A 26,605-nucleotide genomic window follows, 5' to 3' on the forward strand; every position below is an offset into this window, starting at 1 on the left:
CAAAATCCCTGCGTGCTGTGATTGACACCCGTCTCATGGCATCACCACAACAGAAAAGGACACAGGAAATTCAAGACCCTTGATAGCACCCCAAACCGGTTGCTCTGTGCCGATTTGACAAAGCCACCGAGACGCCATCAAAAGCGGCGCACCGTCCGGGGATAGCAATTGCTCGCCCTGCTCCGTCGCCAAGGGCCAGCCGTCGCTGATTGGGTCAGGCATCCAGAACGGAGATACACCATGCATTAGCGTCTCTTCCAAAAAAAAATCAAATATTTGCTTTTGATGCCGGCTCATTGCCATCTGCAATGACACCGTTCTAATTACGGAGGAATATCTCCTACCATATCTAGGAGGACCCGCGTCAGTTTCGCGGTTTCTCCTAGTATCCGCATTTTGAGCTCGAAAACCTTTTCGAGTTGGCTTTGGAAGCTCACTTGGCCAGGAGGGGGTCATCGCTGCGGCCTCGTGGCGGACAGGCCAAAGCCGCTTTGCATCGCCCTGCGTGTCGCACCGCCTCTTTTGGATACCGATGCAGCAATGCGCTCATCAAGTATGACCTGGAGCAACCGACCGCCGGATTGGTCCGAAATCTCTTGAGCATGCACATCAACACCGTGCGACTGATCGATCACTTGGATTGGGATCGGCTCACTTCTCCCGGTTCCAAAGCCTCCCGGAACACGCACGCTGCCCATGCCGCCCCCATTCGCAAACTTGGGAAGTTTCATTTTATTCAGGGCTTCAAAAAACGGGGCTCCATAGTGATCAACTGCCCGAGCTTGAACCATGAATTCGTCTCGCGACCCCAGCAACAAAATATTGTCAGACGTGGTTGACCCTGTTCCTTTGATTTTACCTCGAGCTCGCCCGGAAACCTGCAGGCCTCCATTCGCAAACCCTGGCACGGCTTGAGAAGCAGTAACGCTCTGAGCGAGAACTTGCCCGCCACTTTTTTTGGCACCACCAAAGAGGAAAGACAGGACGCCACCGCCAGAACCACCACCAAATATTATGTTGTTCAGCAAATTAGCTAGGTAATCGAACACGGGGTCCAACGCCAATTTCCAAAGGCGCTGTGAGATGTAGTCGACCATAGCCCCAAAGGCTTCTTTTACGTTCTCGGGATTCCGACGAAGCACATCAAACGATGAATCCAAGGCTCCGCGCAAACCCTCTAACTCGCTTTGAGAATTGGAGGCCGACTTCTGTCTGCTCACCTCTTGGGACTGCCTCTTCGCGTAGGCCGAGGCTTGTCTCTCAATGGTTGCGCGCAAAGTTTCACCACTCGCTGTCAGCACTTTGTCCACATCAATTCCTTGGCGCTTTGCCTCTGTCAGTGAATTGAAAACAAGTCGCAACCTCTCTTGCTCTTCAACGGACTTTCCAACCAGAGATTGCTCAAACTCTAATTGAGCGACACGTTCATTCCCGGCCTCAACCAGTTTATCGATAGCCTCGCGCTCTTCAGACTGAGCCTCAATTCTCTTTTCTTGTTCCAGGCGCGCACGCTCTAAGTTTTCTGGGTCCTGCGTTGGAACAGCGGTTGTTTGCATGGCTGCCGCGATCTCGCCAGACGATACGCGATTCAGGCCCTGCCATTCATTGCGCAGCCCTTGGATCCCTTGACCTCGCCTGCGACGGATCAATGCCTCTGCCATGCGATCCTGCATCTTTTCGTCAAACAGCTCATCGCCATCCAAACCAAGGTTTGGCATCAGGTAATCACGCAGGGTTCGACGGGTGATTTGATAGGCACCCAAGGCCGAACTCCCCTGGCCGTTCCCGTAAAGCTGGCGATTTTCCATGTGCGAAAGCATTTTGGTTTGCAGAGCGATGATTTCTTTGATCGTCATCCCTGTTAGGTTTTGGGGACCATTTGTCCACCGGCCATGATCAAGCGAAACGTTGTACGCGAGCTTTTTGTTGCGCGAACTCTCAACCCCTCGGATCAAGGGCAGCAATCCCGAGGATGCTGCCTCGGCTACAATCGCGTCCCCCTGAACTCGGGATGACTGATATTGCTGATACACCAAGCCGATGGAGCGCCCCAGTTTTTCGACGTTTTCTTGAGCCTCTGCAGCCCCATCAGAAACCGGCTTAAAGGCGTTGGCCATTCCTGCAATACGCTGCAGCTCCTCCCGCGTCCCAATTAAGGCAGCTTCGTTCTTTAAGATTTGTTGCTCTGTTCTCTCAGCAGGAACCAAGAGGTCTCTCAGCGCTTTGCCCGCTTGGCTTCTCATCAGGTCGCCCATCTGAGCTGCGCTTTCCATCGCTTTTGCCAGCGCAAGATAGGCCTGCTGCATATTTAGTGGCCCATCTGCACTTTCAATGGCTTTTAACTGATCCGCGAAAATATCAAACTGCTCAGCGTATCGCTGCATCTTTTGGGCCGCATCTACCGAACTCTCGGCACTTCCGTCCAACGAGAGCTTAAACTCCCTGGCCATGTCCTTTGCCTCATGACCGATCCCAGCAAACGTTGAAAGTATCTCCACGCTTTCCGAAAGCTCTGCATTGCCGTCCCGCAACCCCTCCAAAACCTCCCTGACATTGTCGCCAAAGAGATTCCGTGTCGGGAGGACATTCGCCTTTAAGGGCCCCAAAACGTCGTAGGCGGCTTTGCTTCTGTCAAAGTGGGACGCACCTTGAATTTGTGCCATCAAGTCCTCATGCGCGGCCTTCAACTCCGACAACGCCCCCTGAAGCTGCGCCCGATTTTGGTTGAAAACCTTAGCGGTGACACCATCAACGGCAAGCCCCAGCTCGTCTTGCCGATCAGCCGCGTCCCTTGATGCTTCAGCGTACTCCCTAAGAGCCGTCTTCCCTTTGGTAGCGGCGCTTTCGGCGCGATCGATTGCGTCACGAGCACTGTCAGTATCAATAGCCAGTGCAGCAAGCGCGCCCGCAGAGACAATCAAGCCGAGAGGCCCCCCTAAAGAACGGGTCAACAAACGCCCTGCCACACCCAGCGCTGACATTTTTCTAGCTGCAACAACGCTGTTTGTTCCGACAGTTTGCACCGACAAAGCAAGATCGATGTAAGCGGCCCGCATAGCCGCGGCACGGGCAATTGCAGAATTTATCCCGCGGCCAACCAGAACCACGGCAAGGGCCTGCGCCACCCGCTCAATAACCTCGTTAATCTCGACAAAGTTGTCTGAGAGAAAGCGAATGGCGTCGGTCAGGCGGCGTGTTGCCGTCTCCGCAACATCGAGCCCCCCTTCATCAGCCCAGGTCAACTGAAGGTCCTCCCAAGCGGAGGCCAACTCCTTCAAAGCGCCCTGCAACCCCTGAAGACGAACAGCGGCCTGATCGGCGGCGGAAACATCTTCGATCGCAACCTTGAGGCGATTAACACCCTCTGCCCCTTGGTCCGCCAACAACAGGGCGGTTCGAATGGCATCGGTTCCAAAAATCTTGCCCAAAGAGGCGTTACGGCTTTCCTCACTAAGTCCCGAAACCCCTTCACGCAATTCCTCAGCGATCTGAGCGAGGTCTTTCATTTCGCCGGACGTATCAAAAAACTCCAGTCCCAGCCCCTTCATCGCGGCACTGGCCTCTTTGCTTTGCGGGGTTAGCCGTTGCAGAAAGGTTTTAAAGCTGGTGCCAGCATCTGAGCCAGAGCTAAACGCCGAAGATGTCGCGGCCAAAGCCGTCAGGAAATCCTCAATTTCAACACCGAACTTACCGGCAACACCACCCGCCTGACCAATGGCCAACCGCATGTCGTCAAATCCAAATTTGGAATTCAAGGCGGAACCGGTAACCAAATCGGTGACCTTCGCCAAATCACCTGCCCGCAATCCAAACTGCGCCATAAGGTCGGTGACCAGATCTGCAGCCGGAGCAAGATCCGCGCCAAGCGCCCCCGCCAGCGACATTGTCGCGTCCAACGCACCATCCATGATGGCTTGGTATCGCAACCCGTTTTTCGCAAGCATTTCGATCGCGCTTGCCGCCTCTGACGCACGAAACTGAGTTGATGCTCCAACAGCGCGCGCTTTGGCTTCGAGCTGGACCATTTCCGCGTCCGTGGCCTTCGTCGCCGCCTGCACCCGCTTCATGGCCGCTTGAAAGTCTTTTGCAGCGCTGAGAGCTGATGTGCCGATACGGACAATACCCGTGGCAAGCGCCGTAGCACCAAGCACCCTCGCCAAGCCCTCAATAGCCGGGACCTGTTTGCCCAAACCCGCCAATGCTTGCGATGCCCGTTGACCGGACTTGCTCACCTTAGACAGCCCTTTGGAAGCTGGCCCCGACGCCTTGTGAATCCGCAAAAGGCTCGCCTGCCCCTTGCGCCCAGTGCTTTCTAGATAGCGTTCTAGTTCGCGCTTACCCTGGGCACTAAGACGAACAGTATATGTTCTCACGGCGTTGCTCACGTCACACTACTTTCCTGATTTGTCATTTGCCTCTTCGAGGCCATCAAACATTCCGGCTTCCCAATATGGGAGCAGGATTGCCGCGATTTGTGGATCAACCCCATGGGCGTCCAGCAGGGTTAGGCACGATGGCAAGTCAAACCCTGCGGGTCCTGCCATTGTCAGTTTTCGCTGAGCATCTAGGAGATAAGTCATTTCAAGAATGACCGCGCCCTCGACACTCCTAAGCTTGTGCTTGTCTTCTTCACACGCGCCCTTGCCGCCAAAACGTTTGCAACCAAAAGCTGGCTCTGCAGCGCAGCCCTGGCAGTGTTTCAGCCCTCCGGAGTATCGGTATCTGGCAAGAGCGCGGAGCCGTTTCCCTCAGTGACCACAGCATGCATGGGAGCTTGTAACCGGCGATCAAGAAGGTCCGCCAATAGGGGCGCTTGTTCCCGCAGCATTTCCCAATTTGCTGGCGAAAACGAAAGGGGCTCGGCATCTTCATCTGTTTCGCCAATCAAGACGCCGTCCCAACCAATGCAAAACTGGGTGACAATCCGATCGAGGTGCATCTCGGAAGCCAAGCCAATCAACCGATCTTCAAACTCATCACCCAGCTCATCGATCTCTCGACCGGCCAAAGCCGCGCGCTGAGCACCAGTCAACTGTTCGCGCGCCTCTCGTTGTGCCCACGCTTGAGCTTCTCGGTATTGGGCAAAACCAAAGGGCTTGAATTGGAACGTCACCCCCAACCCGACAGGCAGTTCCTTAGGGCCCTTTAGGGCTCGACTGAGGCGAACAGCCATCAGCTAGGGTTCCCGTAAGACGCAACATCGTTTTTCAAAAGGATCTGGAACGGGGATTGACCCGCACCCGGACGCCCCACCCGAAAATTGAAGGATGCCGAAATGACTTCACGGTTAGTAATCGGCACACCCTTACGTTCCAACCGGGCATTGAAAAACGTGAATTCAATGCCGACCGTTGGGGACAACGCATACTCCAGAGACAAATCAACCAAGGTGCCATTTGTCGCCATGTCATAGTAGGTGGCATCGCGGAAACGAGTGTCGATCGAGCCGTCCATCATCCAATCGCCAAGATCCACATCGGACGCTGTCGCCAGACCATTCATTTCCTCTTGATCCATTTCCGCCTCAGAGGACACCTTTCCGGTCAAGCCCGTAATGGCGGCAGCAAGCGCGCCGTCGATCTTCGCTTTGCCGGTGAACCCAACTGGGGCAACATCGTTGGCATATTCAACAGGTGTTGTGTCCAGCGCAGCACCGGCCTTGATTTCTTGGCGACCCAAGACATCGAAATTGATCCGAGGACGTTGCCCCTCTTTCTTGGCCGCAATCTCGAACCCCTTATAAACAACGCTGTCCTGCACAAAGAACAAGTTTGGCCCGAGAAAGTTTTTGCCGACGGTTTGCAACCCCGGTGTTGGCACAGCACTCGGTGCAAAAATATGCTGGAAATTGCCAGTGCTGGGCTCGGATGTTTCAGGAGCGCCAAACAGGTTGGCAAAATGCCAACCGATCGATTGCAGGGCCATTGGCACAACCAATCCCCCAGACATGGTCTGCAGCCCAGCAATGATTTCGCCCGGAAAACTATCGCCACGGATCGCATCATCCGTGCTCAATTCTTCACTTGGGTCTAGGTCATAGGAATAGAAAGGCAAAAGTCGAAACGCCCCTTCCGCCGCCGCCTCCGCTGCCCCAAACTGCGCCTGCTGACGCATCAACAGTTGTGTATTGTCTCCACGAGCATTGCTCATTGTGCTGTCTCCATCACGTTGCTGGTTGTTTCGTAAAATAAGTCAATGCGGATGACGGCCCCGCGTAGGGACTCTGATCCGCGCATCGGGATCACCTCTGTATCTTCCGGTGGCCCTAGGTCGACATAATCGACACCGTTTTGTTCCAGGCATTGCGGCACCAAAACCAGCCCCAACGCTTCGAGTACAGCCTCAAGACGCTGGATCCTTATGATGTCAGACGGCCCCGTTACGACCACCTCAAGACCGCAGGATCTCTGGATTTCGCGAACGCCAGTCCCAAGCCGACGCCCAATTTCGCGGGGTGCTTCTGGAGCTAGGTTCGCGATGCCGGCATCGGGGCATTCTTCGGGCAACTCAACGTCTCGTAAGACCGTCACGGCCAACGAACCGACCAGCAGCGCATGCAACGCCCCCACGATCGCCTCATGTTTGGTTGTCATCTTTTTCTCCGCGCCGCGTCCAATCGGCGAAAGGCGTGATCAATGTTTTGGGTCAAGCGACCAGCTGAACCATCCGTGATGCGTTTCACATTCAGCCGGCGCTTTAACCGGACCTGCCGATGCAGCGTGAACATGATGACTGTTGAAAGGCCGTAGCCAGTTTTAAGGGCGCGCTTGCTCCTGGAACGGGTGTATCCCCCGCCCTTTTTCCTGCGCTGGTTTTCAACCACCAACAATGAAGGACCTGTGTCGCGGTAGATGAAACGAAGCGGTCCAAAGCGATGCTCTGGAAAATTCGAGGGGCTAATGCGTTTGCGGCCAGCACCACGCTTTGGGGCCTCTTCGGTCGGAATCGCCAACCAAATGCCATCAGCAGATTTGACAGTCGCGCCGTCTTCAAAGGCCCGAATGATCTTCGGTGCATTGGTTTTGATTTCTGAGGCGGCACCCAATGAATAGACGTTGCGCCCCGGATAATGTTTGACCCGCCAGCTCCTCGCGAGTCTCGGGCCTAGCCCGCCCGCCAAAACGTCCTGGCGCAGCTCAAACAACAGGTCTTCGCCCGTTTCTTCGATGCCCTCTGTAACGGCCCTCTTTTCGACTTCCAGCTCCTGACGCATAAACTCGCGTAAATCGCCACCAAAGGCGACCTTTAGCAGTTCCTGGGTTTTAGGCATTCTGGACATCCAAGAGCAAAACAAGCCCGTGACTATCCAAACTCTCGGGCTTGGATTTCACGACCAGCCGATCCGACCCAACGGTTAAGATGGCCCCCTTACCAAACCCAGCGAATTCCGCCGCACGGATCTCATAAACTGTCCCCTGCTTTCGCACAGAGAACCCTTCGAAATCCGCGTCTGCGTCGCCTTTTCGCTTAACGACGCGAACAAAGCGGGCCTCACCATCTGGGTCAAGCGTTGAGGCCACGCCAAATCGGCGAAACGACGCGTCAATCGGTTTGGAAGGGGAAAACGGCATCGGGTGCTTAAGCCTTTTTAAGCTCTGCCAAAGCCTTCTCTGCAGCATCAACCGCAGATTGAGCCTTTGCCTTGTCGTCATCGGTTTCCGCGCCTTCCAGCGCGGCTTTGGCATCGGACAAAACGGTCTCAGCCGCTGCTAACTTTTCTTCATCCGCAGTTTTGGTTTTTGCCTTTGAGGACTTGCGCCGAGCTGGCTTCTTTTCGGGTTTCGGGTGCTGCTCGCCAAACCCACCCTTGGTCATGTCGTCAAACAAATCATCGTCTACAGGGCCGGTCCAACCGGCGGGAAAGGTACGCTTCGCAGAAGCATCCAGCTTTTGAATGAAAGGCTTAGTCAGTTTTACAGTTTTCATAGCTTTGATCCCAAAATGCGAAAAAGGAGGCCAAGGCCCCCTCTCTGATTTCAATTCAATCGGTGATGATTAGTTCGACGTATGGCCGCGAACCAGAACGCCAGGGCGCAGGCACATTGGCATTGTCTGCATCATACCTTCGACATCCGCGAAACGGTTTTCCTGAATATCTGGGAACACCGCCGAATAGTTTGGCTGTCCAGGTTGGTTCACCATCCCCATATAATCTGCTGATCCGTTGAAGTTTTTGAAAGTATTGCGTGTGCCAATCGGGAAGAACATCGCTTCACCTTCGGGTACAAAGTTCCGCGTGACCGTGGACCCATCTTCTTGCGGAATTTCACCCTCGCCGAGGTATTCTTTCCAAAGGATGCCGCCAAAATCGAACCCATCAGAGGTGTCATCACGCAAAGGGTCACCACCGTTGGCGTTCTGATAATACTTGTAGCGCTCTTTGAAGTCGGCATGCCCCATCAGCTTGTCGGTATAATCCGGGTGAATCAAGCTGCTAACCCCGGTCATAACATCACCCTTCAAGTTGGTCCGGATATGACGTGTGACTTCGCGGCATTTCGTGGCCAGATCAGTTGAGCCTGAACCAAAGGTGAAATCAACCGACTTCTTGTCGATACCGAACTCGGCATGTAGGTCGACCAAGGTTTCCCCGTCTGCGTCCATAACCAACCCCTGCAACGCACCGGAGCGCAGGAATTCGCGGGTGATATCGATCGAGCCGCGAATATCTTCTTGCCGTTCAGCCACTTCCGCGCCAACTTGCTTTAGCTCGGTTTCCGAACCAAACGCACGAATATCATCGACGTCATCCGCAGTAATTCTGGACTTCAGACCAAAACGCTCGGTGCGAAAGTCCTTCAATTTCCGCTTGCGTCGATCTTGCCCCGGCAGAGGTGTTCCGCGTGTTGAAGACGCGATCAACTGTAAGACACCGTTTTGCAACTCAACAGAAAACTTAATGCCCCGGATAGGCTTAGGGGCGAAGATTCCCATTTCGCCGATCAACCCCCATTGGTTGGGGATAATGTTGATGGCTGCGGACAATTCCATGGCCCGAAACGCATCATTCTTAAAAATGTCCATGTGTGCCATGAGACAGTCCTTTTCATATCTGAGAGAGAGTGTTTGGGTGACCCGTTACAGGGTCTGGATACCAACCGCGTTTAGTTGGTCGCAGGCGGTATCGCGTTGCCCGGATGTCGTGATCCCGGACCCAAAAGTTAGACCGCCACGGCGCACCTGAGAGTGACGGGCAAGCATAACCATTTTTGGGACATCGGCATCTTTCGCCGCTGCAGGGGTCAACAATACACCGGCAGCAGTTTCCGCCCCGTCACTGGCGGCGGGATCGCACGCAACAAAGGCACCGCTTGCGGTGACCTTGCCCAGAACAGTGCCAGGTTCAAGATCCGCACCAGCGGCGACAGTGATCTCTTGTCGGCTGTAATGGGCGCTTTCTTCGAACATCAGAAAATCGCCGGGTGTTTGGCCTTCGGTCAAGGTTGCCATGTCGTTCTCCTAAAAAAGAAAAACCGGCCAATGGCCGGTTATTTTCTGCCCTTACTCAGGGCCGGGTTAAGGCGGGTTTCAGCCGCCGTATTTTGCCTTCATGGCGGCGGCGACCGGGTTCGGTTCGCTGCCAGCCTCACTGTGGCCATCCAGATCGGTATCGTCTTGCTCCATTTGCTGGCTCAGCGATTGTTGGGGCATTGCCTGCGGCGCTGCCGCCAAATGCACCTTCGCCTCATCGACAGACATGGAACTGTTGAACGCGAGGCTCTTTGCCAGATCTTCACGGCCTTCGGCCTCGGGCAATGCCATGATCCCGGCAATGCGTTCCCGCTCTGTCGCTACCGCATCAATCTTGGGTTCTTCAGTCTTGGCTTCTGGCGTCTTTGGCGGAATGTCCTGAGAGGTGTCTGGTTGGGTCTCAGTTTTCGGAGTCTCGCTCGACGCCTCAGGTGATACGGTTTTGTCTTTAGGCTTACTCATGGTTTGACTCTCCTTGTCTGGTGTTGCCAATGGGCCTGGCTGGGATGCCTGCCCGTTCACTTCTGCGATGAAGGCGGCAAAGGCTTCGCGCGGATCCGCAACCTCGTCGGCCAATCCCGCATCAACGGCTTGCTGGCCGAGGTAACAAGCGGCTTCGGTTGCGAGCGCGTCATTTGTGGTCAATCTATCTCCGCGACCAGCCGCAACGCTTTCGGCAAAAATCAAGCGCAAGCTTTCCATCTCTGCCTCCATGTCCTCGCGAACATCATCGGGCAACGGTGCATATGGGCTACCATCCGCTTTGTGATCCCCTGCCGAGATAACAGTCACTGCAACGCCCATGCTTTCCAGTTGGCCTGAATAATCTGCGTGCAGACAAATCACCCCGATTGAGCCCGCCCCACCAGCTTTCGGCAGGATTAGTTTGTCAGCTTGCGAGGCCAACGCATAAGCCGCAGAAAATGCGTGATCTGCGACGAAAGCCTGAACAGGCTTTGTTTCGCGCACCTCTCGGATCCGATTTGCGAGAGTGAAGCACCCGGCAACCTCGCCTCCATAGCTGTCAATTTCCAACGCGATGCCGCGCACCCGACTATCCTCAAGAGCGGCATCGAGCTGCGCGCCAATCCCTTCGTAAGAAGTCTGCCCGGAGCTTTGCCCAACCCAGCCACCGCGATGAATCAAGGTGCCAGTCACCGGGATTATGGCAACCCCGTCTTTTACTGCGTATCCGTTGCGTTTTCCGATCTGAATCTCACTGCTCAAGCGCTCATCTAGGACTGACGCAAATGGCGCGGAGGATGATTTGGTGCCTTTGGGTTCCACGCCATCGATCGACACCTTGTCCACGCCCAAGACGCGTGGTCCCAGACCTTTAACAAAGGCTGCGGCTTTGGCTGGCGCAGCCAGCAAGGGCGTGTGAAACACACGCTGAGAAATCTGTGGGTGCATCATTTAGTCTCCCGCCTGTTGCGCGGCTTGTATCAGCCCCGGCCCAAGCAATTTGGCGAAGCTTTCCTGCATCGGGTGCAAGACACCATCCGGCATTTGTTTGATCTCAAATTTGATTTGGTCGACGTTCTCTGACCAATCGCTGCCAGTCAGTTCGGCTGCTTCTTCTTCCAAAGTGGAAAGCCCCAACGCGACCCGCATCGCCGACGCCTGAACTTCCTTGACGGGATCAACAAACCCTTTGCCCGGACCAATCCATTTGGCACGCGCGTAACTGGTCCAGTTAGCCCTGAAATCAGGTGCGTTGTGTGGCAACCGAATGTGACCATCGAGAACCTGCTCTTCCAGCCAGGCCATAAAGAACAGTTGGCAAAAACCTTGACCAAATGCCACACGGCGCGCAGTCCAGCTTCGCCAAATCTCAATCAAAGCGGCGCGTGCGCTGGAATAGTTCACTTTTGACCAGTCGCTGGCCAGTTGTTCGTAACTGATCCCAAGGCCCGACGCGATGTTGCGCAGGATCGCGGATTCAAAGTCGGCAAACTGCGCAGCTGGGCGGGCTGTTTTGACCATCCCAATTTCGTCGTTTGGATAAAGACCAGTCAGTTTTGCGCCACCAATTTGAACTCCGCCCTGTCCCTCATAAAACGCCGCGCGATCTTGTTGCATTTTCTGCAACGCTTTGCTGTCGCCCCCACCGCCGAACATCTCGTCGATCGCTTCCGGACCCATAGGCGATTTCACAAATGCCGCCAAAACCGCGTTGATAACTGCCGCTTGCAACTCAACCTTACTGTAATGGTCTTCCATTTTTAGCTTTTCAATGATCGGAGCCAGCCGGGAAACGCCGCGTGTTTGACCGTCACGATGCTTATCAAAAAAATGCAGAACCTGCGGTCGACCACTCCGCTTTTCACGCGCGATGCGTTTCCACCGATAGTCGGACATGTCCGTCCAAGCACTGTTTTGATGGCCCTGACGAAAGAAATACGCCCGCGCAGCGCCGTCACCATCCAGCGAGATACCACTGCGCAGACGCTCCGAATTTGGACCATTCTCAGGATTGCTTAGCAGATCTGGATCAACAATCCGCAAAGTTGTCCGTGTGCTTCGGGACGGCTTCCACGACACAACTCCCAAGGCTTCACCTTCAACGCAATAGGTCCGATATGCCAATCCAAACATCTGACTAACCGATTGCGATCGGGTCACATCAGCCAGCTTGCGGGGATCATCTGCATAGGCCCGCCACTTGGCTTCAACCTGCATCTTAAACTCGGACGCCCATTCTGGGCTCAACCCCAAGGCTTTCCAATCCGGTTTGCAAAATGGGCGGAAATTGGCACCGATAATGCTGTCAACTTCTTTGGCGACACTACCAGCGGCCCAACCATTGTTCGCAACCAAGTGCCGAGATCTCGCCGAAATTTTGTCACGGGCAGGCAAAACCTCGGCGTCCGCTGCACGCGACGTAGGATTAAACCCGGCCATGGTTTCAGCGCCGACGTCCCCAGCAATATAAGCTGGCGTGCCGCTGAACCCAGAGCCGCGAGCAGCTTGCGATGCAATGGGTCTGCCATTCGCACCAAGCAACTTCGGGCTATTTCCGATCGTCGACATCAGAAAATGACCTTTCGCGATGCTGATCCACCACCTTCACCCAGCTGACGTTTCAGAGATTGAATGTAACGTCTTAGGCGAGGTTCATCGGCAGGCTTCATTTTGGTGCGTGATCCTTCATACTCAACCTCAATTTCGCTTTCGCCAATAAGCAGCAGATGCAACGCACTTTCGGCTTGGGAAAGGCGTTCACGCAAAACAGTTTCATCCGGCATAGGCCACTCCTGCAAAGCCCGTTTGGGGCTTGTCTTCCGATGGTTCTTCTACCGGTTCGGGATCCACGACGCTGTTGGCCGAGCTGTCGAAGAGATCCGGCTGACCCGACTTAGGGGGCACACCGCGTTCAGCGGCCAAAGCGTCCCATTGCTCTTCGGTCATTGACGCCCAGCCTTTGCGGCGCGCTGCAGCTTCGGAATAGTTCATCGCGTCCAGAGCTTCATTGCGCCTGGATGGCTCGACCAAATCCCATTTACTGGTGACAACACCGGTTCGCGATCGAATAAGGACACGCGTTTCCGAGGTAATCATGCGATAGAACTCATCACCCAGCCCGCGGGCAAAACGGACATATCCACGTTCGTCAGGATCGTCTTTTCGCAACTGAGTGTAGAAGTCGCCCTTCATTTGCGACACGTTCAATAAAAAGCCACGCTTCTGCCGACGCTTCGCCTTCCCATCGTTACGGCGCTCGTATTTCATCGGCACCATGATAGAGCCGTTTTGCGAAGACGAACCCTTTACGACAATCACGCGGCCCCAAGGATGGGTCTTGGCCCAGGACCAAACATCATCCGTGTAAGTGCCGCCGTCGATCGCCAGTGCATCAAGCGAAATACCTAGCCCAAGCGACGTTTTCCACTTCTTCTTTAGAAAGGAGTTTAACGCTTGCCGCCCGGAGTCCTCTGAAATGTGATGCGGAATGACTTTATAGTCGACAACCCATCGCCGCTTGTTTGACCCGTAGGCAACAAATTCGATTTCGGTTCGATCATCTTGGCAATCCACGCCAGCAACAAAGACAACGCCACATGACGGAATGACACCGACCGGCAAAACATCGTCTTCATCAGCGTTTTCAACGCGGTCCCGCAACTCTTCCCAATCAGGCGCATCAGACGCACGCTCATACGGCAATCCCAGAACGTCGTTCCAGAACGTTTGCTCGGTTGAATCCTCAACCTTTTGCCGGATCTTCTCAGCCGTTTCCCCAGAAACCTTAACCGCAGACCAACCCATGACTTTGGCATATGACACAGCAATCGAAGCCCAGTCCCGTTGGGGGGCATAAGCGCGCCACAAATGAAAACCCGGATGGTCTCCCGCTGGGTTTTGCGCAACCCATCGTCCCAGTCCTACAATCTTCTCTTTGTCAGCATGGGTGATGACACAGCCATTTTTTTCGCATGTGAAATGTGCCGCATGCAATTGCTCGGGATCGATGCTTTCTAGGAAGTTTTCCCAGGTCAATGGTTGCTCATGCCCACACTGAGGACAGGGAACGTAATACAGCCTTTGATCACTGCGCTGATACGCTCGGGTGATCCGACAAGTGCCTTTTTCCTGCGGTGTCGACACACGGGCAATTTTGGCATCTTCAAACCCGGATGCCCGGCTATCGGCCAATTCTTCCGGATCACCTTTAGGCGTCACTTCGAACTTGGCAACATCATCCATAATCACCAAACGCCGCGACGTTCCCGCCAGGTCATCCGGAGATCCTGCAGACGTAATCTTTAAGCTGCCGTTGCGTGATAAGGTCTCTTGATTAAACTTGGCATCCTTGTTGTCACCGCCTCGACCATCCCCAAAGATGCTTTTGAGGCTAGGTGAGCTGCGCCGCATTGGCAGCCACTTATTGTCCACCCACTCTGTCGCAGCGCTATGTGTCGGATGCACCACTAAACTGTCCAGAGGCGCGTATTCATGCCACGCCCCGATCGTTGGGTTGATGACCGACACAGTCTTTCCCCATTGGGCGGATCCACGAAGTGTCACTTCACGCGCAGGATCTTCTGGACTTAGAACTTGATGAATCTCACGTAGGAACGGAAAGCGATCGATGCGAAACGGACCCGGCATCGGTGAGCGTTCATCAAACTCAATATTCTCTTCACACCATCGCGTAATGTCAGGTGGCGGCGGTGGGGCCATCGCCTGGGAAATCGCCATGTAGATGATGCTCTCCGACGAAGTCAGAAATCCCATTTAAAAGTCCTGCTCCGTTTCAGTTTCAGTCATTTGCGCGTTGCTGGCATCGCTAATCGCAGCCTCGGAACGCTGTCCTCGGTGATCTCGCCAAACCGTCATCAAAATTTGACGCGCAGTTCGATAATCGACGCCAAATTCATCAGCGACCCTACGGGCCCCGTCACGCAGGACCGTTTCAAATCCGGCCACTTCTTTCCCAACCAGCTTGGTCACCTGCTGGTGAACCTCCGAGGCTAATACGAAATTTCCCTCATCAAGCTGGTTTTGGCGGCGGAGCTTCTTGGCCTCTTCTTCAGCTTTCTGAATCCGCGCCATCTCGTAACGACCAGGATCACTATCTGGCAGCGAGCCGGATTCCCGCAAACCTGACTCCGGAGAAATCTCGGGGTTCTCGCTTTGCAGAGCATTAAGGCGAAGTTTTGTTTCTGCCCCGTTGCCCATCATCTGGCCGGGATCGAGCTGCTTGTTTAGCGCTTCAGCGGATTTGGCCAAATCAAAACGCCGTGCCCGCCCGGTACCAGAAAAACATCCATCTAACTGCCCACCGCTCACAAGCTGACTGATCCGGCCCTTTGATAGATCAAGCTTCTTTGCAAGTTCTGAAGCAGAGACTTGTGTCATTCGTACCTGTTTAGTTAAGTGTTTCGCCCGCTAAACCAACTAAGGTTTAGGCTTTCCAAATGGTTTACCCATTCAAAACCCACGCGCCTCGCGCCCCCGTATACGGAGTTTTCCCTAGGAAGGACCCGCTGGTTTCTGAGGCGATGCCCCCCTTTCCGGGTAACCGCCCGCAACGAAAAAGCGCCCGACTGTTTCCAGCGGGCGCACTTCGGTTCGGGGGCACAATGTCAACGGAGTGACTTTTAAGTCAAGGGATTTTTCCAAGGTTGTAATGGAGGCATCTCGTTGGTGACGGTAAACGCTGTCAGGTTTTTGTGTATTTGGAACGTGTTACGAAGTTCCAGTAAGGCACCATACCAACGAAGATAATTCACACGAGCAGACGCAATCTCTGCTGAAGTGCCTGAATATTTGACCGGGCACACGTATCCCCACTCCTTTCCCGGTATCAAATTCGCAGGCCATTTCGTTAACCAATTGCGGTTGAATTCACGCGCGGCGTAGCGCCCATGTTTGCTGTTTCGCCAGTCAACCGGTTCGCAATCAGCCTTCCAATCGCGCCCCCAATCCGGGCTGCTCCCCGATCGCGACAACTCGGCAATCCAGATCGCCATTTGTCGGCCACCCACATTTTCCGGCAGCACTGCCAATGCCGACGCAACAATATCTGCATCGTGATGCGGATCGGTCCTGCCGCCCCCATCAATGGTGCAACCCAACTTAGCTTGTTCGATCAGCACCCATTCAACCCCAATGCCTGGCTTAGCCCCGGTTTCTTTACTGAATTCATCAAAGTCCAAGCTTGCGAGCTCTCGCTGAAATGCCCAATGCAGCAACTCAATTATGCTGACATCTTGCCTGCCAACGCGCGGCACTATCCCTGTAAAGCTTGACTGCATGTTCATCTCACCCATTTTGCCTCCGTTACGCTTTTTGCCAGACCGTTACGCTATCGTTACGCGCAGCGTTTCGCCGCCAATGCCCTGTTATTTATATATATTTCTCTTTTAAAAAGAGATAGTAACAGAGTAACACCCATTCCTGATGGAACGTTAACGCAGGCGCACACCTTATGAGCGCCCCTCAGAGCGTTACACCGTTTCAACGTCCACCAACTTGGCGTTTTCCTGTTTATTTCCATATACCTATCTGCGTATCACACCGCGTAACACACGCGTAACGCTCACCCCTGTTTCGTTACATCTCAACTCAAACTGCATGATCGAAATGGCCCCCATCTGGGGCCTTGGCTTTAAATCCCGGTAGAAACCGCGCGGGGATGATGCGCCCCCGCATGGGACGGCCTGCCACCCTGATTGCTTGGGGTGATTTCCGCACCTCAGACATTGTGTCCAACGCCCCAGTGTGACCACCGCCGCGCCATCTGGTACCGCCCATAGCTCTGTCTAAAAGAGAGTTGTGACCGTTGATGACAAACAGCTCGCGGCTACCCCGTTCACCATCGAGGACACGCACACCTAAGCGCCCAAGCAACTTGTTGTTGTAGTCCAGCTCATGACTGTCCTGAAGCGATTCAATAAGTTCTGCGACAGTGACAGCGCCACCGTGATCCTTGGAGATGTAAGTGCTGAACAAAGTGCGGAGGAACCTCTCTCCTTCGCTCTCCTCTTCGGCCTCTTGTGTCATCGCGATTAAGGGCTGTGCGATGGTCTTGGCCAACTCTATTCGATCGCGTTGCGGCTCCCCCGACGCGGGACAAACCAAAGGCTCATCAAACAGCATCAGATCCCATCCCGCTAGAACTGCCCCGATCGTGTCACCTGTTCTCGCATCCACCCCAAGTCCCTGAACAATGCCGTTGTAAACTCGAAATGTTCGATCCCAGCGAACCGGCGCAAGAGATAGCATTCTAGCCCAAACGCCCGCGCCTAAACGCTTTGCATCGGCTTCCAACTCTTCCAACAACAACGCCTGATCCGCTGGGTCCAAATCCGAATTTCGCTCATTCAAGGTCAGCATTACGAAACGCGATTGATCCTGAGGATCCATGCGCCCAGGAATGATTGAAGCCAGAAGTCCTGCCCCATAAAGCTCAAAGCGCACACCGGAGTGATCGCTTGTTCCACGCTCGACTTGCGCACCCGCCGAACCAGACATCAGTCGAAACAGCGCGATCACCTCTTCGACGGCTCCGTTGCCAGTTTTTTCAGCTTCGTCAAAGATGCGCCCAACAGCCATCCTGTTGGTGGTTTGTCTCATTGCGGCAGCACTGGTCGAGTTCTTCACCCCGATCGACATGCCGCCCATCAATGCCGAAAGAATATCAAGCACCGCCGACTTCCCACTGCCATGCTTACCTTTGATCCAACAGTGCGCTCGCCATTCAGGGTATTGTCCCAAGACCGCCTGACCGACAAACCCAAGTAAGACATTTGCGTCAGTTTCTTCTTCCCAATTCCAGAATTTTTGAAGCCGATCACGAACCCATTCCAAATCCGCCTGTGAACAATTCTCGTTAGAAGGGGCTGGTCGCGCCGGAACTGCGGGATAAAGAGCTTTGTTGATCATCCTACCAACACGAGGCTCATCTGGCGCAGTGATTAACTGCTCCCCCAAATGGACAATCGGATGGCCATTGGCCCCGCGCCAGGTGCCGCAATGACGAATTTGCATTGCATCATCAAACAGTGGCAAGTCGCTGCAGGCCAACATCAACTTGTCGGCGGCAACGGCAACGTTGAACCCGTTGTCGCGTCGGTTTTCCGGCGGTGCGATCGCGGCCAAGTGATCGACGGCATCCGCCGCGCCGACAACCAAAGCGACCAGGTTGGCGCGGTTGTTCATCGCCCCGGCCGTCAGCTCCATTTTTTCGCCGCGCGCCGTCAGGAAATGAAACTTGCCTGCAGCCATTCCAAGTGGCTGAACCGGAAAGGAGGCCGGTAACCTGGCCGAACCCGCACCTCCGTTATCGATTAGGTCAGGGCCATCATTTGAAGGCGCTGCGCCTCCCCCCCGATGTGAAGGGTCAAAAGGCGGTTCATTTTCAACTTTTGACACCTGTTCCTGGCCAGTTGCTCCCACCTTTTCCGCCTGCTCAAACGCGTGGCGGACCGCGCCAATATCTTGGCCCATGGTCTTATCCCGTCAGTTGTTTTTGGAGAAAGGCTTATGCGCCTTCCTCGATCTTCGAAGTCTTCCCGACCAGCATGTCATTCAGATCGGTACCGGGATCGGTTGGGACAATCAGGCCCACCAAATCCGGATTGAGTAACTGGGCGCGGCGGATACCGCATTCCAGTTTGGCCCGTGTCATCTTGGGTTCGCTATCGCCATCCATGATAAAAACCAGCCGCTTTACCCAAGAGGGAGGCACAAAGCACGGCTTAGCCGGATCCTCGATCGGGAACCCGGAATGCTTGACGCCCTGAATCTTTTGCATTGGCCCGGCCATATTACCGAGGTCAACACCGGCCCAATATGCCGCCGCTTCCATACCAGAGGGCTGCGCGATTAAGGCGGTCAGCGTGGTTTCAATCCCCTCGCCCATGATCAATGTGTCTGTGCCCTCGGGCGTGCGCAGACGAATGGCTCCGCCCCGTTTTGACCCGAGGGTCTTCTTGACCTTCAGACGCTTGCCCTTGTCATCTACAATCGGATTTCCGTCTTTGCCGCGAAGGACCAGTTTTCCACCAGGCTCTTTCAGATCAAGCCAAGTGCGATGCAAACACATCGCCCGCTCTTGCTGGCTTTGCACCGCAGCTAACATGGCCGGACCGCGATGCAGTTCAACCCACTGCTGCCCCTCTTTCACCATGTAAGGCAGGTTAGGATGGAACCGCAGGCACTTGCTCAACCGCGGCAAAACGCCGGTCAACCCTCGCAGGTTCAAATAGAATTCAACCGCGGTTCCCTCAGGCGCGAGCCCCTCCTGCCAGATCCCGCGCGCCATATCGACGGCGCGCTTGCGCTGTTTCTCGGCATACCCTTCTTGCCGCTCCCGATCACGCTTAGCCAACGTCCTACGGCGCTCGGCCTCTTTTGGGTCAAGGTCAGGCGGCAACTCGCCACAAATCCAATCTAAAGCATGCGGAAATGTCTTGTTCAGCACCCCCATGACCAGAGCGATTGTATCCCCACCCTTTAGATCACAACGCCGACAGTTGAACGCCTTAGACGTCAGACTGATCCCGAACCGATCATTGCCACCGCACAATGGACATGGCCCAATCAACTCATGAGACACCCGCGCTAGACCTTGGATTGCCAGTCGATCAACAAGACCCGCGATATCCTTGGCCTTTGCTTCATCCAGGCGAGGATCTTCGGGAAAGGACATCAATAGCCTCCCCCGTCTGGGGCAACAATATGTGCGGCCCCCTGCATCTCACAGTCGATGACAAATTGCAGAAAGAAGAGGACTTCTTGCGGTGCTTGAATGGCTGAAAGATGCTCAACCGCGATCCCGAGGGCGCGCCGATATTCCTCCACATCAGCCTGCGTCAACTGCGACCCGCTCATAGAAGCCAGCCCGGACCGACAAGCATCAATCAGCGTTTCAATGTTGGGCGACTTACTCATGTTTGCCCCCGAAATGATCAACATCCGGCAACGATCGCAGGAACGCGTTGCATTCATCAGCCGTAATTTGACAAAGCGCGTTGCGGCGAACTGTCTTGGGTTTCGCCCGTTGCTGATCATCCCAATACCATCGCCGCGCGCGCTCGATCCGGTTGATCAAGATCTCTTTGGTCTTGACCACCATCGGCTCTCGGCCAAAGAACTCAGGCGGAACTTGATCAATCAACTCCAAGAGAAACTGTTTGCGGGTACGCGGCCCGATCGATGCCGTTAGCCAGCCTTTGCTCATGCCGTCACATCCACAACCGAGGATGCGCTGGCCTCTTGCCAAGCGCCGCACCGTGCACCCGCCGCATCAGCGCAATATTGTGAAACTTCCATACGCAGCCGCGCCATTGCGAGACTGCGCTTGCTTTGATCCGACGCTTGGCACAATTGAGTGGCAGCGTGGCGCAGCTTTGCCATGCTCAGAGGGCAATTTTTGCATTCCGGCAAAAGGTCGCGAAGCGTATCCAACCACATCTGATCATTTGGAGTGCCCAAACCCGCCAAAACCAAATGGACGCATGTCGAAACCAAAGCCCGCTCTGCCAGAATTTTCGAACTAGCCATGTTTCACTCCCTCAAACAAAGGCGCTGCGGCAGGATCAGCCTTGGTATCGGGGTAATCCCGAGCCTGCTCCAAACGCTTGCGACACGGTGCAATCCATTCAAACTGCCCGGTCAATCCGGGCCGGGTTTCCCAAACCAACCAACAATAGCTTGTCGCGCTAGACCCAGTTCTGTCTAAGTGCCCCTTGAACATCGGCACCCGCTCAGTGAACTGAAGGATCAGCGATGGCGGGTTGACTGAGAACAGCGATTTATACCGCGCCTGCCCTTCCAAAAATGATGTGCGGAGCAGCATTGCGCAGCCTTCGCGGGCGCGGCGCAGGCTCGTAAAAACAAACTGCTCGGCGAGGTTAAAAGGCGGATTGGTGATCACCCAATCCGGCCCGCAATCAGTGCCCATAAAATGGGTCGGGTGATCCCAATCGGTTAGGAAATCACCCTCAAAATCTTGGTCGGGATAGGTCGCGGTGTAGTCGTGAACATCCGAGGCAAAGACCTGATTGAAATATTCCGCCAATGGCCGCGCCATATGACCCTCACCGCAGGCCGGTTCCCAACAATTCAGCATCGTTAGCGGCTGCAGCCGCATCAAACGCTCGCACAAAGCCCGTGTGGCCCAAGGCGGCGTCGGGAAATAGTCGAGACTATCCGGGGCCTCTTTGCGTTGCTGCATAACGGCGGTGGAACGGTTCTGGGTCATTGATCGGAATCGTTTACCGGTGACACCATCGCCCACCACAACGCGAAAAAGCCAACGAACCAGCTCACCAAATCCCAAACGGAATCCAACCAAACCAATGTCGTCCATCCGGCATTGGGCAAGTCAGCCGCCAACTCCTTAAGCACGATCAGGCAAAACCCAATCCACAGCCACGCCAGAGACCAATCCCGCAGAAGCACAAACGCAGACACAATTGTCGCCAATCCGATATGCGCAAACGTATCAGCCCAGAAATACATGAACCGCGACGTAACAATATCTTCGCCTGCGCAACTCAAACTACTATGAAGTAAGGACCCAAAATCGCCCGTGAAATCCATCACTTCTGCCCCATCATTTCGAGATACTGCTCGCGGGTCTTTTCACCGACGACGACTTGCATCGTGACCCAAACGCCATGGACGGATGCCACAATGAACAGGTCATCGATGCTGGCGCTGGTCTTACAGGCCAGCCAGTTTTTGACGGTGTGATCCGAAACATTAAGGCGTGGTGCCCAGCTATCGGCCACCTCCTGAATGGATGCGTCCGGGAATGGGTGCAGCAGCAACGCTCGAAACGCAGCGCGAGCGACATCCCGTGACTTCACTCGATTTGCAGTAAATGTTTTTTCCCGACGCCCGATAAGGAATTGAAAACCAGACCAAATTACATTGGCGGTCGAGTAAGACTTTGAGCGCCGCAGACTGTTAGCCTTGTCGCATGGATCAGAATTGCGAATATGACGGACCTGTCGGTTCATGTCGCGTCCTCGCCCACTGGGGCGGAGTTTTTCTCCATGTACCTCAGAATTTTGTCAGCGGTCTTCAACGTAGGCGACCCTTCGCCGGCTTCCCAGCGAGACCAGACAGCCCCACCGAGCTTCCCCCCCCTTTGAACAACAGTCGAGGGGTGAATGTTATGTGCCTCGGCGAAGGCCCGAACTTTTTCCAGAAACTCATTCATAACCCCCAAGTAGTCTTTTTGGACTACTCGGTCAACGTCTTTTTAGACGATAGTCTTAAATTACTATTACGGTAGTGTCTAAACATGAGCGACAGAACCTTTGCCCAACACCTAAAATCCGCCATCGACCGCGACCCCAACCTTACAGAGGCAGGTCTTGCGACCAAAGCAGGTCTAAGCAACAGTGTTGTCCGAAAACTTCTAAAGGGAACCACGCAAAATCCGCGTGTTGATACAGCAATCAAGCTTTGCGAAGCCCTCGGAACAACGTTAGAAGACTTTATGTCTGGCGCTTTTGAATCCGGTCAAGACAAGCTGGACACAGAAGAGCAACGTATTCGCAACCTGCTATCTCAGCTATCAATTGAGGAGCGTCGCTTATTGCTAACCTACGGAGAAGGGCTTCGCGACGCCTCACATCCGGCTCTGCCAAAATCCGCTCCAGAAGAATAAACAACTCACCATACCCCATTGAACCACCAGCATAATTTCCGTGTAGGGCGTCAAAACCCCTGAATGCGGATCACCTTTTGCGAGAAAGTTAATAAAGTCAATCGCGCCTGTCGCTTTCCGACAGCGCTTGTAGGGATCGCCGCACAACAGACCGGTTTACCCCAAGATATTGAGCCATGGCCGTCTCCCTCTCGACACCAAAGGCATCGACATAAAGAGCGACCATAGCGCGATTCAAATCACCATGTTTTTTGCGCAGCGCGATCAATAGGTCCAATGTGAGCCGTGAAGTCTGCATCGCCCTCCGATCCGCACTGCAGTTTGGTACAAGATGCCAAACAGGCGCACAGGATCCGAACAATCAGGCACAGAATACCTGACATTCGTAAATAAAGGCTTTCCGCTAGTCTGCGGCTTGGGACCGGGCGGCTTGCCTCGCATGAATCCTTGCCGCCTCCATTCCCGAGAATGTTTTCCCTCCAACGCGAAACCAGCCGTTCTTCGCGGCCAAAATATCCACCCCATCAACAACGTCGACAACTGCGCCAATCATTTGCCGCTCCCGATCATCCTGAGCTTTCACGAGGCGCTGCACCCCTTCCGCCGTCGAAATCACAGCACCCAAGATCGAAGCCAGCGCCATCCAAAGCACGCCACCAGCAGCAACAGAAAACCCAACCATCACATAAAACCAACTCTCCAGCTCAATTGCCGCGTACCCAGTGAACAAAAGGCCAATCCCCAACTCCACAAAACCTATCACGCTCACCACCCGACCAACTGACCGACCATCTTCAAAATTTAACACAACCATCTCCAACCTATCGTCGCATGAAAAAAATCAACCCTAGCAGGTATTTCGCAACCCTAAAAGTCACCCCCGAATCGCAAATGTAGTCCTAAAAGTCTATTTTTTCTTGACCTAGTCTTTTTAGACTACTAACAATCCCATCATCCGCCGACAACACTGCAAACAGATCGCGGCACCACAGATGGGAAAAACCGATGACCACCCACCCAGAAACAAAACCAAAAACGCCCTGGCAAAGCGTGGGCGATGAGGAACCGGCCACTACTAGGCTATACGCTATTGCAGATGATCGAGGGGGTATTCGTCTAACGCTTCCCCCCATCGCGCCGGATATCCTGATGGGTGACCTCGTGGATACTCACAAGGTGGCGCGTACGGCGGCGAAGGGGCTGCGCAGGTTTATTGCCGTAGTCGGTGTAAGCCCGGAAATGTGGGACTTTTCGAACCCCCTGCAAACCCTGATCAAACAGGGCGGGGCCGTTGTCGAGAATAATCCGAATACTGCCCTGCGAAGCCTGACCTATGCTTTCGTAACCGCCAACGGCCCTAAGAATGATGACATGGCACTGATCAAAAGCTGGATCACCGCAGCTGAAAGCTACGCTTCAAAGCATGACTATGAGCGTTACGAGGCATTAGGAACCGTTATGGTTACCTCGGGATGTTAAATAGTCACGAAGCCCGCTTTGGCCCCTGCAATAAGCATACCCTGTGCGGTATCCTCTTCGCCTGCCAGATCAATCCGAATATTGCGGTTTGGTGCCCCCGTGTGCCGGTACAATTCGCCAAAACTAGCTCCCGCATTGTTCATGGAAACATTAAGCTCGTATCGCAAGGTCTTTACGATCTCTTCCAAGGCCGCAACCTGCGCCTCAAGCGCAGCAATTCTCTCATCACTCATAGATTCATGTCTCCTTTGAACGTCTTCTTCATTGGCGATGTGGCGAAGCGCGTCTTGCTCACGCGCTTCGCACCCAAGCTATCAGCAGAGGCTTTTTCGATCAACAGACAGCGGCACTAACCAGCGTCACCCACAATATTTTGAGGTTCTGATCATGCACACTCACCCAAGCGGTCGCCCCGCAACACACATTCCGAATAGCATTTGGCCACTTATGATCATGCCAATATCCGGCCCCCTACCCTCGCGTGAGATCAGGATTGACGCTTGGCTGCGGGCCAAAGAAAAGCAGCGGCTCGAAGACGGCACATCCGCCCGCATTCAACCACATCAGATCGATCGCCTGTCAGCGATGATAAACGGCACCCCAGCCGATCATTCCGGGTCTGCTGAGGTTTTCCTCCTGACCAACCGCCGCAACTTGCTATGTCAAAAACTAGGTTTTGAGGCGCGCAGCGCTTCCGCAAAGAAGGGCGGTGCGCAATGACCCACGTCATTGATGCCCATGTCGGCAAACGCATCCGCCACCAACGTTGGATCCAAGGCATCACTCAGCAAAAGCTGGCCGAAAGCATCGGAATCAAGTTCCAACAAATCCAGAAATACGAAACTGGTGACAATCGCGTTAGCGCATCCCGCCTCTGGGACATTGCAACCGCACTCGGGGTTCAGGTCGAGTTCTTTTTCGAAGGGGCCGATGGCGGCGCACAGCCGGACAACACTTGCGACAGCAAGGACGAAGCTGACCTCCTGCGCTATTTCCGCAGCCTCTCTGAACCGCAAAAAGGTTGCGTCAAGACGACAGCATTTCACTTGGCCGAGGCAAACCAATGATCGCCGCCTACTCCTCCTCTGGGGCGATCGGCAGCGGCGCAGGCATGGACATCCTCCCCCATGCCTGCGCCAACCGCGCAGCGATGGACGCGCTACAAAAGCGCTTGCCAAACATTGATTTGGCGCTTGTTGTCAGCGGCTTGGAATTACTCCCCAAGACCAGCACTGATGGACGCCTACTCGCTCTCAAGAATTTGGTGATCAACAACGGCGGGATCTGGGCGGTGCCTGAAAGTCCCGCCGACTATCAACCCGTGATTTACGAGATTTCCTTGGGCGGTATTCCCGCCGTCGACAACGATCCCAAACGCCTCCCCGAAAATTGGATGCGAGCCGCGAACAATATCCTCACCGCGATCGAGGCAAACCCATGATCGTTTCAGTTCACTCCCAGCACCCACAGAAAGGCCGCCTGTGCCTTCTTACCTCGGGTGTTTGGCACCTCGCCGGGGGCTGCACCCCTCATTCAGCCCCCGGCCTTTTCCTATCCCCCAACATGGGGTGACTGCCGCCCATCCGCTCGCGCGCACGGCAACCACACTCACACTCACGGACAAGCCGTGCGCGCAAAACCCCATGCCGGGCATTCAGCCCGCATCCCCCGCCGCAGATATTTCGGCAAATGGACGCGGCGGGGGCACCTAACACGAGAAGGAAAGACAATGGACGAACAGATCGAAGAAGAAATCAAAAGCAAGGGGCTAACGGCACCGCGCGTAACGCCAGACATGCTGGACGCCGAAATCATCAAAGAGCAGTTTCACGTTTTCGAAGGCTCGCAGCTAACTGTCTGCTGCCTGACGTTGAAAAACGGCTTCACTGTTACCGGCCAAAGCGCCTGCGCCAGCCCCGAAAACTTTGACGCGGCGCTTGGTGAAGGCATCGCAAAGCAGAACGCCCGTCAAGAAATTTGGCCCCTGCTCGGGTTCCGACTTCGCGACCAGCTTAGCACCTAACCCGCCCTCTCTTTCTGCCCCTGCGCGTCAGGGGCAGCGACGGAATGCGACAAGGAGATTTGACTATGACGACACTAACCGCCTTCAAAGGCTTCAATCCAGATTGGACGTGTCGCGGGTTCCAGTTCGAAGTTGGGAGAACCTACGAGCATCAGGGGGAAGTAGAAGCTTGCCGTGCAGGTTTCCACGCCTGCGAATTCCCGTTCGACGTATGGAGCTATTACGGGCCAGTAGAGAGCAAGTTTGCAGTCGTCACACTGGACGGCGACACAGCAAACGAAAGCGGCGGCGATAGTAAAATAGCGGCAGGAAAGATCACAATTGAGGCTGAACTAAGCCTGCCGGATTTCATTCGACGGAGTGTCGACTGGATATTAGAACAGGCAAAGGACACCGAACAGAGTACCGGCGACCGGAGCGCGGCCACCAACACCGGGTACCAGAGCGCGGCCACCTACACCGGCGATCAGAGCGCGGCCACCGATACCGGCGACCCGAGC

The 26,605-nt window shown here is 54.6% G+C and carries 35 protein-coding genes; 7 read left to right on the forward strand and 28 right to left on the reverse strand.

Features of this window, described 5'->3' with window-relative positions; translation table 11 throughout:
• Positions 1–33 precede the first annotated feature (33 nt).
• From ACRBB0_RS27015 to ACRBB0_RS27135, 25 genes are all read right to left on the reverse strand, one after another.
• Positions 34–246, reverse strand: coding sequence for a hypothetical protein (locus ACRBB0_RS27015; protein WP_431377573.1), 213 nt, complete (start codon positions 244–246; stop codon positions 34–36).
• A gap of 206 nt (positions 247–452) precedes the next feature.
• Entirely contained in the window at positions 453–4,373 is a 3,921-nt protein-coding gene (locus ACRBB0_RS27020) for a phage tail tape measure protein (RefSeq protein WP_431377574.1), read from the reverse strand.
• Between the two features lie 18 nt (positions 4,374–4,391).
• A complete protein-coding gene (locus ACRBB0_RS27025; RefSeq protein ID WP_431377575.1) occupies positions 4,392–4,544 on the reverse strand; it encodes a DUF7697 family protein in 153 nt (50 codons plus the stop codon).
• Between the two features lie 155 nt (positions 4,545–4,699).
• On the reverse strand, positions 4,700–5,173 hold the full coding sequence (locus ACRBB0_RS27030) for a hypothetical protein (protein WP_431377576.1): 474 nt from the start codon (positions 5,171–5,173) through the stop codon (positions 4,700–4,702).
• Positions 5,173–6,150, reverse strand: coding sequence for a phage tail tube protein (locus ACRBB0_RS27035; RefSeq protein ID WP_431377577.1), 978 nt, complete (start codon positions 6,148–6,150; stop codon positions 5,173–5,175). Before ACRBB0_RS27035 ends, ACRBB0_RS27030 begins: the two co-directional genes overlap by 1 nt.
• The gene (locus tag ACRBB0_RS27040; RefSeq protein ID WP_431377578.1) at positions 6,147–6,593 is read right to left on the reverse strand and encodes a hypothetical protein; all 447 of its coding nucleotides are present in this window, start codon (positions 6,591–6,593) and stop codon (positions 6,147–6,149) included. Before ACRBB0_RS27040 ends, ACRBB0_RS27035 begins: the two co-directional genes overlap by 4 nt.
• Positions 6,590–7,270 carry a DUF6441 family protein gene (locus ACRBB0_RS27045; protein WP_431377579.1) on the reverse strand — a complete coding sequence of 227 codons (681 nt, stop codon included), beginning with the start codon at positions 7,268–7,270 and terminating at the stop codon, positions 6,590–6,592. Before ACRBB0_RS27045 ends, ACRBB0_RS27040 begins: the two co-directional genes overlap by 4 nt.
• Complete coding sequence (locus tag ACRBB0_RS27050) at positions 7,263–7,571, reverse strand: head-tail joining protein (protein WP_431377580.1); 309 nt, start codon at positions 7,569–7,571, stop codon at positions 7,263–7,265. The genes ACRBB0_RS27045 and ACRBB0_RS27050 overlap by 8 nt, the downstream gene beginning before the upstream one ends.
• 7 nt (positions 7,572–7,578) lie before the next feature.
• Positions 7,579–7,926: a hypothetical protein gene (locus ACRBB0_RS27055; RefSeq protein ID WP_431377581.1), complete on the reverse strand. Its 348-nt coding sequence runs from the start codon at positions 7,924–7,926 to the stop codon at positions 7,579–7,581.
• A 69-nt stretch (positions 7,927–7,995) separates the two neighbouring features.
• Positions 7,996–9,033, reverse strand: a complete 1,038-nt coding sequence (locus ACRBB0_RS27060; protein ID WP_431377582.1) for a major capsid protein — start codon at positions 9,031–9,033, stop codon at positions 7,996–7,998.
• Between the two features lie 45 nt (positions 9,034–9,078).
• Entirely contained in the window at positions 9,079–9,450 is a 372-nt protein-coding gene (locus tag ACRBB0_RS27065; RefSeq protein ID WP_431377583.1) for a head decoration protein, read from the reverse strand.
• A gap of 78 nt (positions 9,451–9,528) precedes the next feature.
• Complete coding sequence (locus ACRBB0_RS27070; protein ID WP_431377584.1) at positions 9,529–10,887, reverse strand: S49 family peptidase; 1,359 nt, start codon at positions 10,885–10,887, stop codon at positions 9,529–9,531.
• Positions 10,888–12,504, reverse strand: coding sequence for a phage portal protein (locus ACRBB0_RS27075; protein ID WP_431377585.1), 1,617 nt, complete (start codon positions 12,502–12,504; stop codon positions 10,888–10,890). It lies immediately after the preceding gene.
• On the reverse strand, positions 12,504–12,719 hold the full coding sequence (gene gpW, locus ACRBB0_RS27080; protein ID WP_431377586.1) for a gpW family head-tail joining protein: 216 nt from the start codon (positions 12,717–12,719) through the stop codon (positions 12,504–12,506). Before gpW ends, ACRBB0_RS27075 begins: the two co-directional genes overlap by 1 nt.
• Positions 12,709–14,709: a phage terminase large subunit family protein gene (locus ACRBB0_RS27085; protein WP_431377587.1), complete on the reverse strand. Its 2,001-nt coding sequence runs from the start codon at positions 14,707–14,709 to the stop codon at positions 12,709–12,711. The genes gpW and ACRBB0_RS27085 overlap by 11 nt, the downstream gene beginning before the upstream one ends.
• Entirely contained in the window at positions 14,710–15,333 is a 624-nt protein-coding gene (locus ACRBB0_RS27090; protein WP_431377588.1) for a hypothetical protein, read from the reverse strand.
• Positions 15,334–15,575: 242 nt separating this feature from the next.
• Positions 15,576–16,247, reverse strand: a complete 672-nt coding sequence (locus tag ACRBB0_RS27095; RefSeq protein ID WP_431377589.1) for a hypothetical protein — start codon at positions 16,245–16,247, stop codon at positions 15,576–15,578.
• A 295-nt stretch (positions 16,248–16,542) separates the two neighbouring features.
• A complete protein-coding gene (locus ACRBB0_RS27100) occupies positions 16,543–18,426 on the reverse strand; it encodes a hypothetical protein (protein ID WP_431377590.1) in 1,884 nt (627 codons plus the stop codon).
• A 34-nt stretch (positions 18,427–18,460) separates the two neighbouring features.
• Complete coding sequence (locus ACRBB0_RS27105; protein ID WP_431377591.1) at positions 18,461–19,630, reverse strand: DUF7146 domain-containing protein; 1,170 nt, start codon at positions 19,628–19,630, stop codon at positions 18,461–18,463.
• The gene (locus tag ACRBB0_RS27110; RefSeq protein WP_431377592.1) at positions 19,630–19,872 is read right to left on the reverse strand and encodes a hypothetical protein; all 243 of its coding nucleotides are present in this window, start codon (positions 19,870–19,872) and stop codon (positions 19,630–19,632) included. Before ACRBB0_RS27110 ends, ACRBB0_RS27105 begins: the two co-directional genes overlap by 1 nt.
• Positions 19,865–20,161 (reverse strand): hypothetical protein, encoded by a 297-nt coding sequence (locus ACRBB0_RS27115; protein ID WP_431377593.1) that lies wholly within the window; start codon positions 20,159–20,161, stop codon positions 19,865–19,867. Before ACRBB0_RS27115 ends, ACRBB0_RS27110 begins: the two co-directional genes overlap by 8 nt.
• Positions 20,158–20,484, reverse strand: a complete 327-nt coding sequence (locus ACRBB0_RS27120; RefSeq protein WP_431377594.1) for a hypothetical protein — start codon at positions 20,482–20,484, stop codon at positions 20,158–20,160. The genes ACRBB0_RS27115 and ACRBB0_RS27120 overlap by 4 nt, the downstream gene beginning before the upstream one ends.
• Positions 20,477–21,184 (reverse strand): hypothetical protein, encoded by a 708-nt coding sequence (locus ACRBB0_RS27125; RefSeq protein WP_431377595.1) that lies wholly within the window; start codon positions 21,182–21,184, stop codon positions 20,477–20,479. Before ACRBB0_RS27125 ends, ACRBB0_RS27120 begins: the two co-directional genes overlap by 8 nt.
• The gene (locus tag ACRBB0_RS27130) at positions 21,181–21,525 is read right to left on the reverse strand and encodes a hypothetical protein (protein WP_431377596.1); all 345 of its coding nucleotides are present in this window, start codon (positions 21,523–21,525) and stop codon (positions 21,181–21,183) included. The genes ACRBB0_RS27125 and ACRBB0_RS27130 overlap by 4 nt, the downstream gene beginning before the upstream one ends.
• Positions 21,525–21,947, reverse strand: coding sequence for a hypothetical protein (locus ACRBB0_RS27135; RefSeq protein ID WP_431377597.1), 423 nt, complete (start codon positions 21,945–21,947; stop codon positions 21,525–21,527). Before ACRBB0_RS27135 ends, ACRBB0_RS27130 begins: the two co-directional genes overlap by 1 nt.
• 287 nt (positions 21,948–22,234) lie before the next feature.
• Between ACRBB0_RS27135 and ACRBB0_RS27140 the strand changes: the two genes are divergently transcribed.
• A complete protein-coding gene (locus ACRBB0_RS27140) occupies positions 22,235–22,603 on the forward strand; it encodes a helix-turn-helix domain-containing protein (RefSeq protein ID WP_431377598.1) in 369 nt (122 codons plus the stop codon).
• Between the two features lie 97 nt (positions 22,604–22,700).
• Here the strand turns inward: ACRBB0_RS27140 and ACRBB0_RS27145 are convergent, their stop codons facing one another.
• Together ACRBB0_RS27145 and ACRBB0_RS27150 are read right to left on the reverse strand one after the other, a co-directional pair.
• Entirely contained in the window at positions 22,701–22,901 is a 201-nt protein-coding gene (locus tag ACRBB0_RS27145; protein WP_431377599.1) for a hypothetical protein, read from the reverse strand.
• A 105-nt stretch (positions 22,902–23,006) separates the two neighbouring features.
• Positions 23,007–23,411 carry a hypothetical protein gene (locus ACRBB0_RS27150; RefSeq protein WP_431377600.1) on the reverse strand — a complete coding sequence of 135 codons (405 nt, stop codon included), beginning with the start codon at positions 23,409–23,411 and terminating at the stop codon, positions 23,007–23,009.
• Positions 23,412–23,608: 197 nt separating this feature from the next.
• On the opposite strand from ACRBB0_RS27150, the gene ACRBB0_RS27155 reads away from it, so the two are divergent.
• Positions 23,609–24,082: a hypothetical protein gene (locus ACRBB0_RS27155; RefSeq protein WP_431377601.1), complete on the forward strand. Its 474-nt coding sequence runs from the start codon at positions 23,609–23,611 to the stop codon at positions 24,080–24,082.
• Here the strand turns inward: ACRBB0_RS27155 and ACRBB0_RS27160 are convergent.
• Positions 24,079–24,315, reverse strand: a complete 237-nt coding sequence (locus ACRBB0_RS27160; RefSeq protein WP_431377602.1) for a hypothetical protein — start codon at positions 24,313–24,315, stop codon at positions 24,079–24,081. The two genes, ACRBB0_RS27155 and ACRBB0_RS27160, sit on opposite strands and share 4 nt — an antisense overlap.
• 214 nt (positions 24,316–24,529) lie before the next feature.
• On the opposite strand from ACRBB0_RS27160, the gene ACRBB0_RS27165 reads away from it, so the two are divergent.
• From ACRBB0_RS27165 to ACRBB0_RS27185, 5 genes are all read left to right on the forward strand, one after another.
• Positions 24,530–24,802: a hypothetical protein gene (locus ACRBB0_RS27165; RefSeq protein WP_431377603.1), complete on the forward strand. Its 273-nt coding sequence runs from the start codon at positions 24,530–24,532 to the stop codon at positions 24,800–24,802.
• Positions 24,799–25,149 (forward strand): helix-turn-helix domain-containing protein, encoded by a 351-nt coding sequence (locus ACRBB0_RS27170; protein WP_431377604.1) that lies wholly within the window; start codon positions 24,799–24,801, stop codon positions 25,147–25,149. Before ACRBB0_RS27165 ends, ACRBB0_RS27170 begins: the two co-directional genes overlap by 4 nt.
• Positions 25,146–25,523: a hypothetical protein gene (locus ACRBB0_RS27175; RefSeq protein WP_431377605.1), complete on the forward strand. Its 378-nt coding sequence runs from the start codon at positions 25,146–25,148 to the stop codon at positions 25,521–25,523. Before ACRBB0_RS27170 ends, ACRBB0_RS27175 begins: the two co-directional genes overlap by 4 nt.
• Before the next feature lie 288 nt (positions 25,524–25,811).
• The gene (locus ACRBB0_RS27180; protein ID WP_431377606.1) at positions 25,812–26,105 is read left to right on the forward strand and encodes a Gp49 family protein; all 294 of its coding nucleotides are present in this window, start codon (positions 25,812–25,814) and stop codon (positions 26,103–26,105) included.
• 65 nt (positions 26,106–26,170) lie between these two features.
• Positions 26,171–26,605, forward strand: a 435-nt coding sequence (locus tag ACRBB0_RS27185; protein WP_431377607.1) for a DUF7666 domain-containing protein, incomplete at its 3' end; no start/stop codon positions are given.

The organism is Pelagimonas sp., assembly GCF_050633425.1.
In the GTDB taxonomy this organism is placed as follows: Bacteria; Pseudomonadota; Alphaproteobacteria; order Rhodobacterales; family Rhodobacteraceae; genus Pelagimonas.

What these genes read in the sequence shown, in the direction of transcription:
- ACRBB0_RS27015 (WP_431377573.1), bottom strand. Translation starts at nt 246, where the DNA reads ATGCATGGTGTATCTCCGTTCTGGATGCCTGACCCAATCAGCGACGGC.
- ACRBB0_RS27025 (WP_431377575.1), bottom strand. Translation starts at nt 4,544, where the DNA reads ATGGCAGGACCCGCAGGGTTTGACTTGCCATCGTGCCTAACCCTGCTG.
- ACRBB0_RS27030 (WP_431377576.1), bottom strand. Translation starts at nt 5,173, where the DNA reads ATGGCTGTTCGCCTCAGTCGAGCCCTAAAGGGCCCTAAGGAACTGCCT.
- ACRBB0_RS27035 (WP_431377577.1), bottom strand. Translation starts at nt 6,150, where the DNA reads ATGAGCAATGCTCGTGGAGACAATACACAACTGTTGATGCGTCAGCAG.
- ACRBB0_RS27040 (WP_431377578.1), bottom strand. Translation starts at nt 6,593, where the DNA reads ATGACAACCAAACATGAGGCGATCGTGGGGGCGTTGCATGCGCTGCTG.
- ACRBB0_RS27045 (WP_431377579.1), bottom strand. Translation starts at nt 7,270, where the DNA reads ATGCCTAAAACCCAGGAACTGCTAAAGGTCGCCTTTGGTGGCGATTTA.
- ACRBB0_RS27050 (WP_431377580.1), bottom strand. Translation starts at nt 7,571, where the DNA reads ATGCCGTTTTCCCCTTCCAAACCGATTGACGCGTCGTTTCGCCGATTT.
- ACRBB0_RS27055 (WP_431377581.1), bottom strand. Translation starts at nt 7,926, where the DNA reads ATGAAAACTGTAAAACTGACTAAGCCTTTCATTCAAAAGCTGGATGCT.
- ACRBB0_RS27060 (WP_431377582.1), bottom strand. Translation starts at nt 9,033, where the DNA reads ATGGCACACATGGACATTTTTAAGAATGATGCGTTTCGGGCCATGGAA.
- ACRBB0_RS27065 (WP_431377583.1), bottom strand. Translation starts at nt 9,450, where the DNA reads ATGGCAACCTTGACCGAAGGCCAAACACCCGGCGATTTTCTGATGTTC.
- ACRBB0_RS27070 (WP_431377584.1), bottom strand. Translation starts at nt 10,887, where the DNA reads ATGATGCACCCACAGATTTCTCAGCGTGTGTTTCACACGCCCTTGCTG.
- ACRBB0_RS27075 (WP_431377585.1), bottom strand. Translation starts at nt 12,504, where the DNA reads ATGTCGACGATCGGAAATAGCCCGAAGTTGCTTGGTGCGAATGGCAGA.
- gpW (WP_431377586.1), bottom strand. Translation starts at nt 12,719, where the DNA reads ATGCCGGATGAAACTGTTTTGCGTGAACGCCTTTCCCAAGCCGAAAGT.
- ACRBB0_RS27085 (WP_431377587.1), bottom strand. Translation starts at nt 14,709, where the DNA reads ATGGGATTTCTGACTTCGTCGGAGAGCATCATCTACATGGCGATTTCC.
- ACRBB0_RS27090 (WP_431377588.1), bottom strand. Translation starts at nt 15,333, where the DNA reads ATGACACAAGTCTCTGCTTCAGAACTTGCAAAGAAGCTTGATCTATCA.
- ACRBB0_RS27095 (WP_431377589.1), bottom strand. Translation starts at nt 16,247, where the DNA reads ATGGGTGAGATGAACATGCAGTCAAGCTTTACAGGGATAGTGCCGCGC.
- ACRBB0_RS27100 (WP_431377590.1), bottom strand. Translation starts at nt 18,426, where the DNA reads ATGGGCCAAGATATTGGCGCGGTCCGCCACGCGTTTGAGCAGGCGGAA.
- ACRBB0_RS27105 (WP_431377591.1), bottom strand. Translation starts at nt 19,630, where the DNA reads ATGTCCTTTCCCGAAGATCCTCGCCTGGATGAAGCAAAGGCCAAGGAT.
- ACRBB0_RS27110 (WP_431377592.1), bottom strand. Translation starts at nt 19,872, where the DNA reads ATGAGTAAGTCGCCCAACATTGAAACGCTGATTGATGCTTGTCGGTCC.
- ACRBB0_RS27115 (WP_431377593.1), bottom strand. Translation starts at nt 20,161, where the DNA reads ATGAGCAAAGGCTGGCTAACGGCATCGATCGGGCCGCGTACCCGCAAA.
- ACRBB0_RS27120 (WP_431377594.1), bottom strand. Translation starts at nt 20,484, where the DNA reads ATGGCTAGTTCGAAAATTCTGGCAGAGCGGGCTTTGGTTTCGACATGC.
- ACRBB0_RS27125 (WP_431377595.1), bottom strand. Translation starts at nt 21,184, where the DNA reads ATGACCCAGAACCGTTCCACCGCCGTTATGCAGCAACGCAAAGAGGCC.
- ACRBB0_RS27130 (WP_431377596.1), bottom strand. Translation starts at nt 21,525, where the DNA reads ATGGATTTCACGGGCGATTTTGGGTCCTTACTTCATAGTAGTTTGAGT.
- ACRBB0_RS27135 (WP_431377597.1), bottom strand. Translation starts at nt 21,947, where the DNA reads ATGAACCGACAGGTCCGTCATATTCGCAATTCTGATCCATGCGACAAG.
- ACRBB0_RS27140 (WP_431377598.1), top strand. Translation starts at nt 22,235, where the DNA reads ATGAGCGACAGAACCTTTGCCCAACACCTAAAATCCGCCATCGACCGC.
- ACRBB0_RS27145 (WP_431377599.1), bottom strand. Translation starts at nt 22,901, where the DNA reads ATGCAGACTTCACGGCTCACATTGGACCTATTGATCGCGCTGCGCAAA.
- ACRBB0_RS27155 (WP_431377601.1), top strand. Translation starts at nt 23,609, where the DNA reads ATGACCACCCACCCAGAAACAAAACCAAAAACGCCCTGGCAAAGCGTG.
- ACRBB0_RS27160 (WP_431377602.1), bottom strand. Translation starts at nt 24,315, where the DNA reads ATGAGTGATGAGAGAATTGCTGCGCTTGAGGCGCAGGTTGCGGCCTTG.
- ACRBB0_RS27165 (WP_431377603.1), top strand. Translation starts at nt 24,530, where the DNA reads ATGATCATGCCAATATCCGGCCCCCTACCCTCGCGTGAGATCAGGATT.
- ACRBB0_RS27170 (WP_431377604.1), top strand. Translation starts at nt 24,799, where the DNA reads ATGACCCACGTCATTGATGCCCATGTCGGCAAACGCATCCGCCACCAA.
- ACRBB0_RS27175 (WP_431377605.1), top strand. Translation starts at nt 25,146, where the DNA reads ATGATCGCCGCCTACTCCTCCTCTGGGGCGATCGGCAGCGGCGCAGGC.
- ACRBB0_RS27180 (WP_431377606.1), top strand. Translation starts at nt 25,812, where the DNA reads ATGGACGAACAGATCGAAGAAGAAATCAAAAGCAAGGGGCTAACGGCA.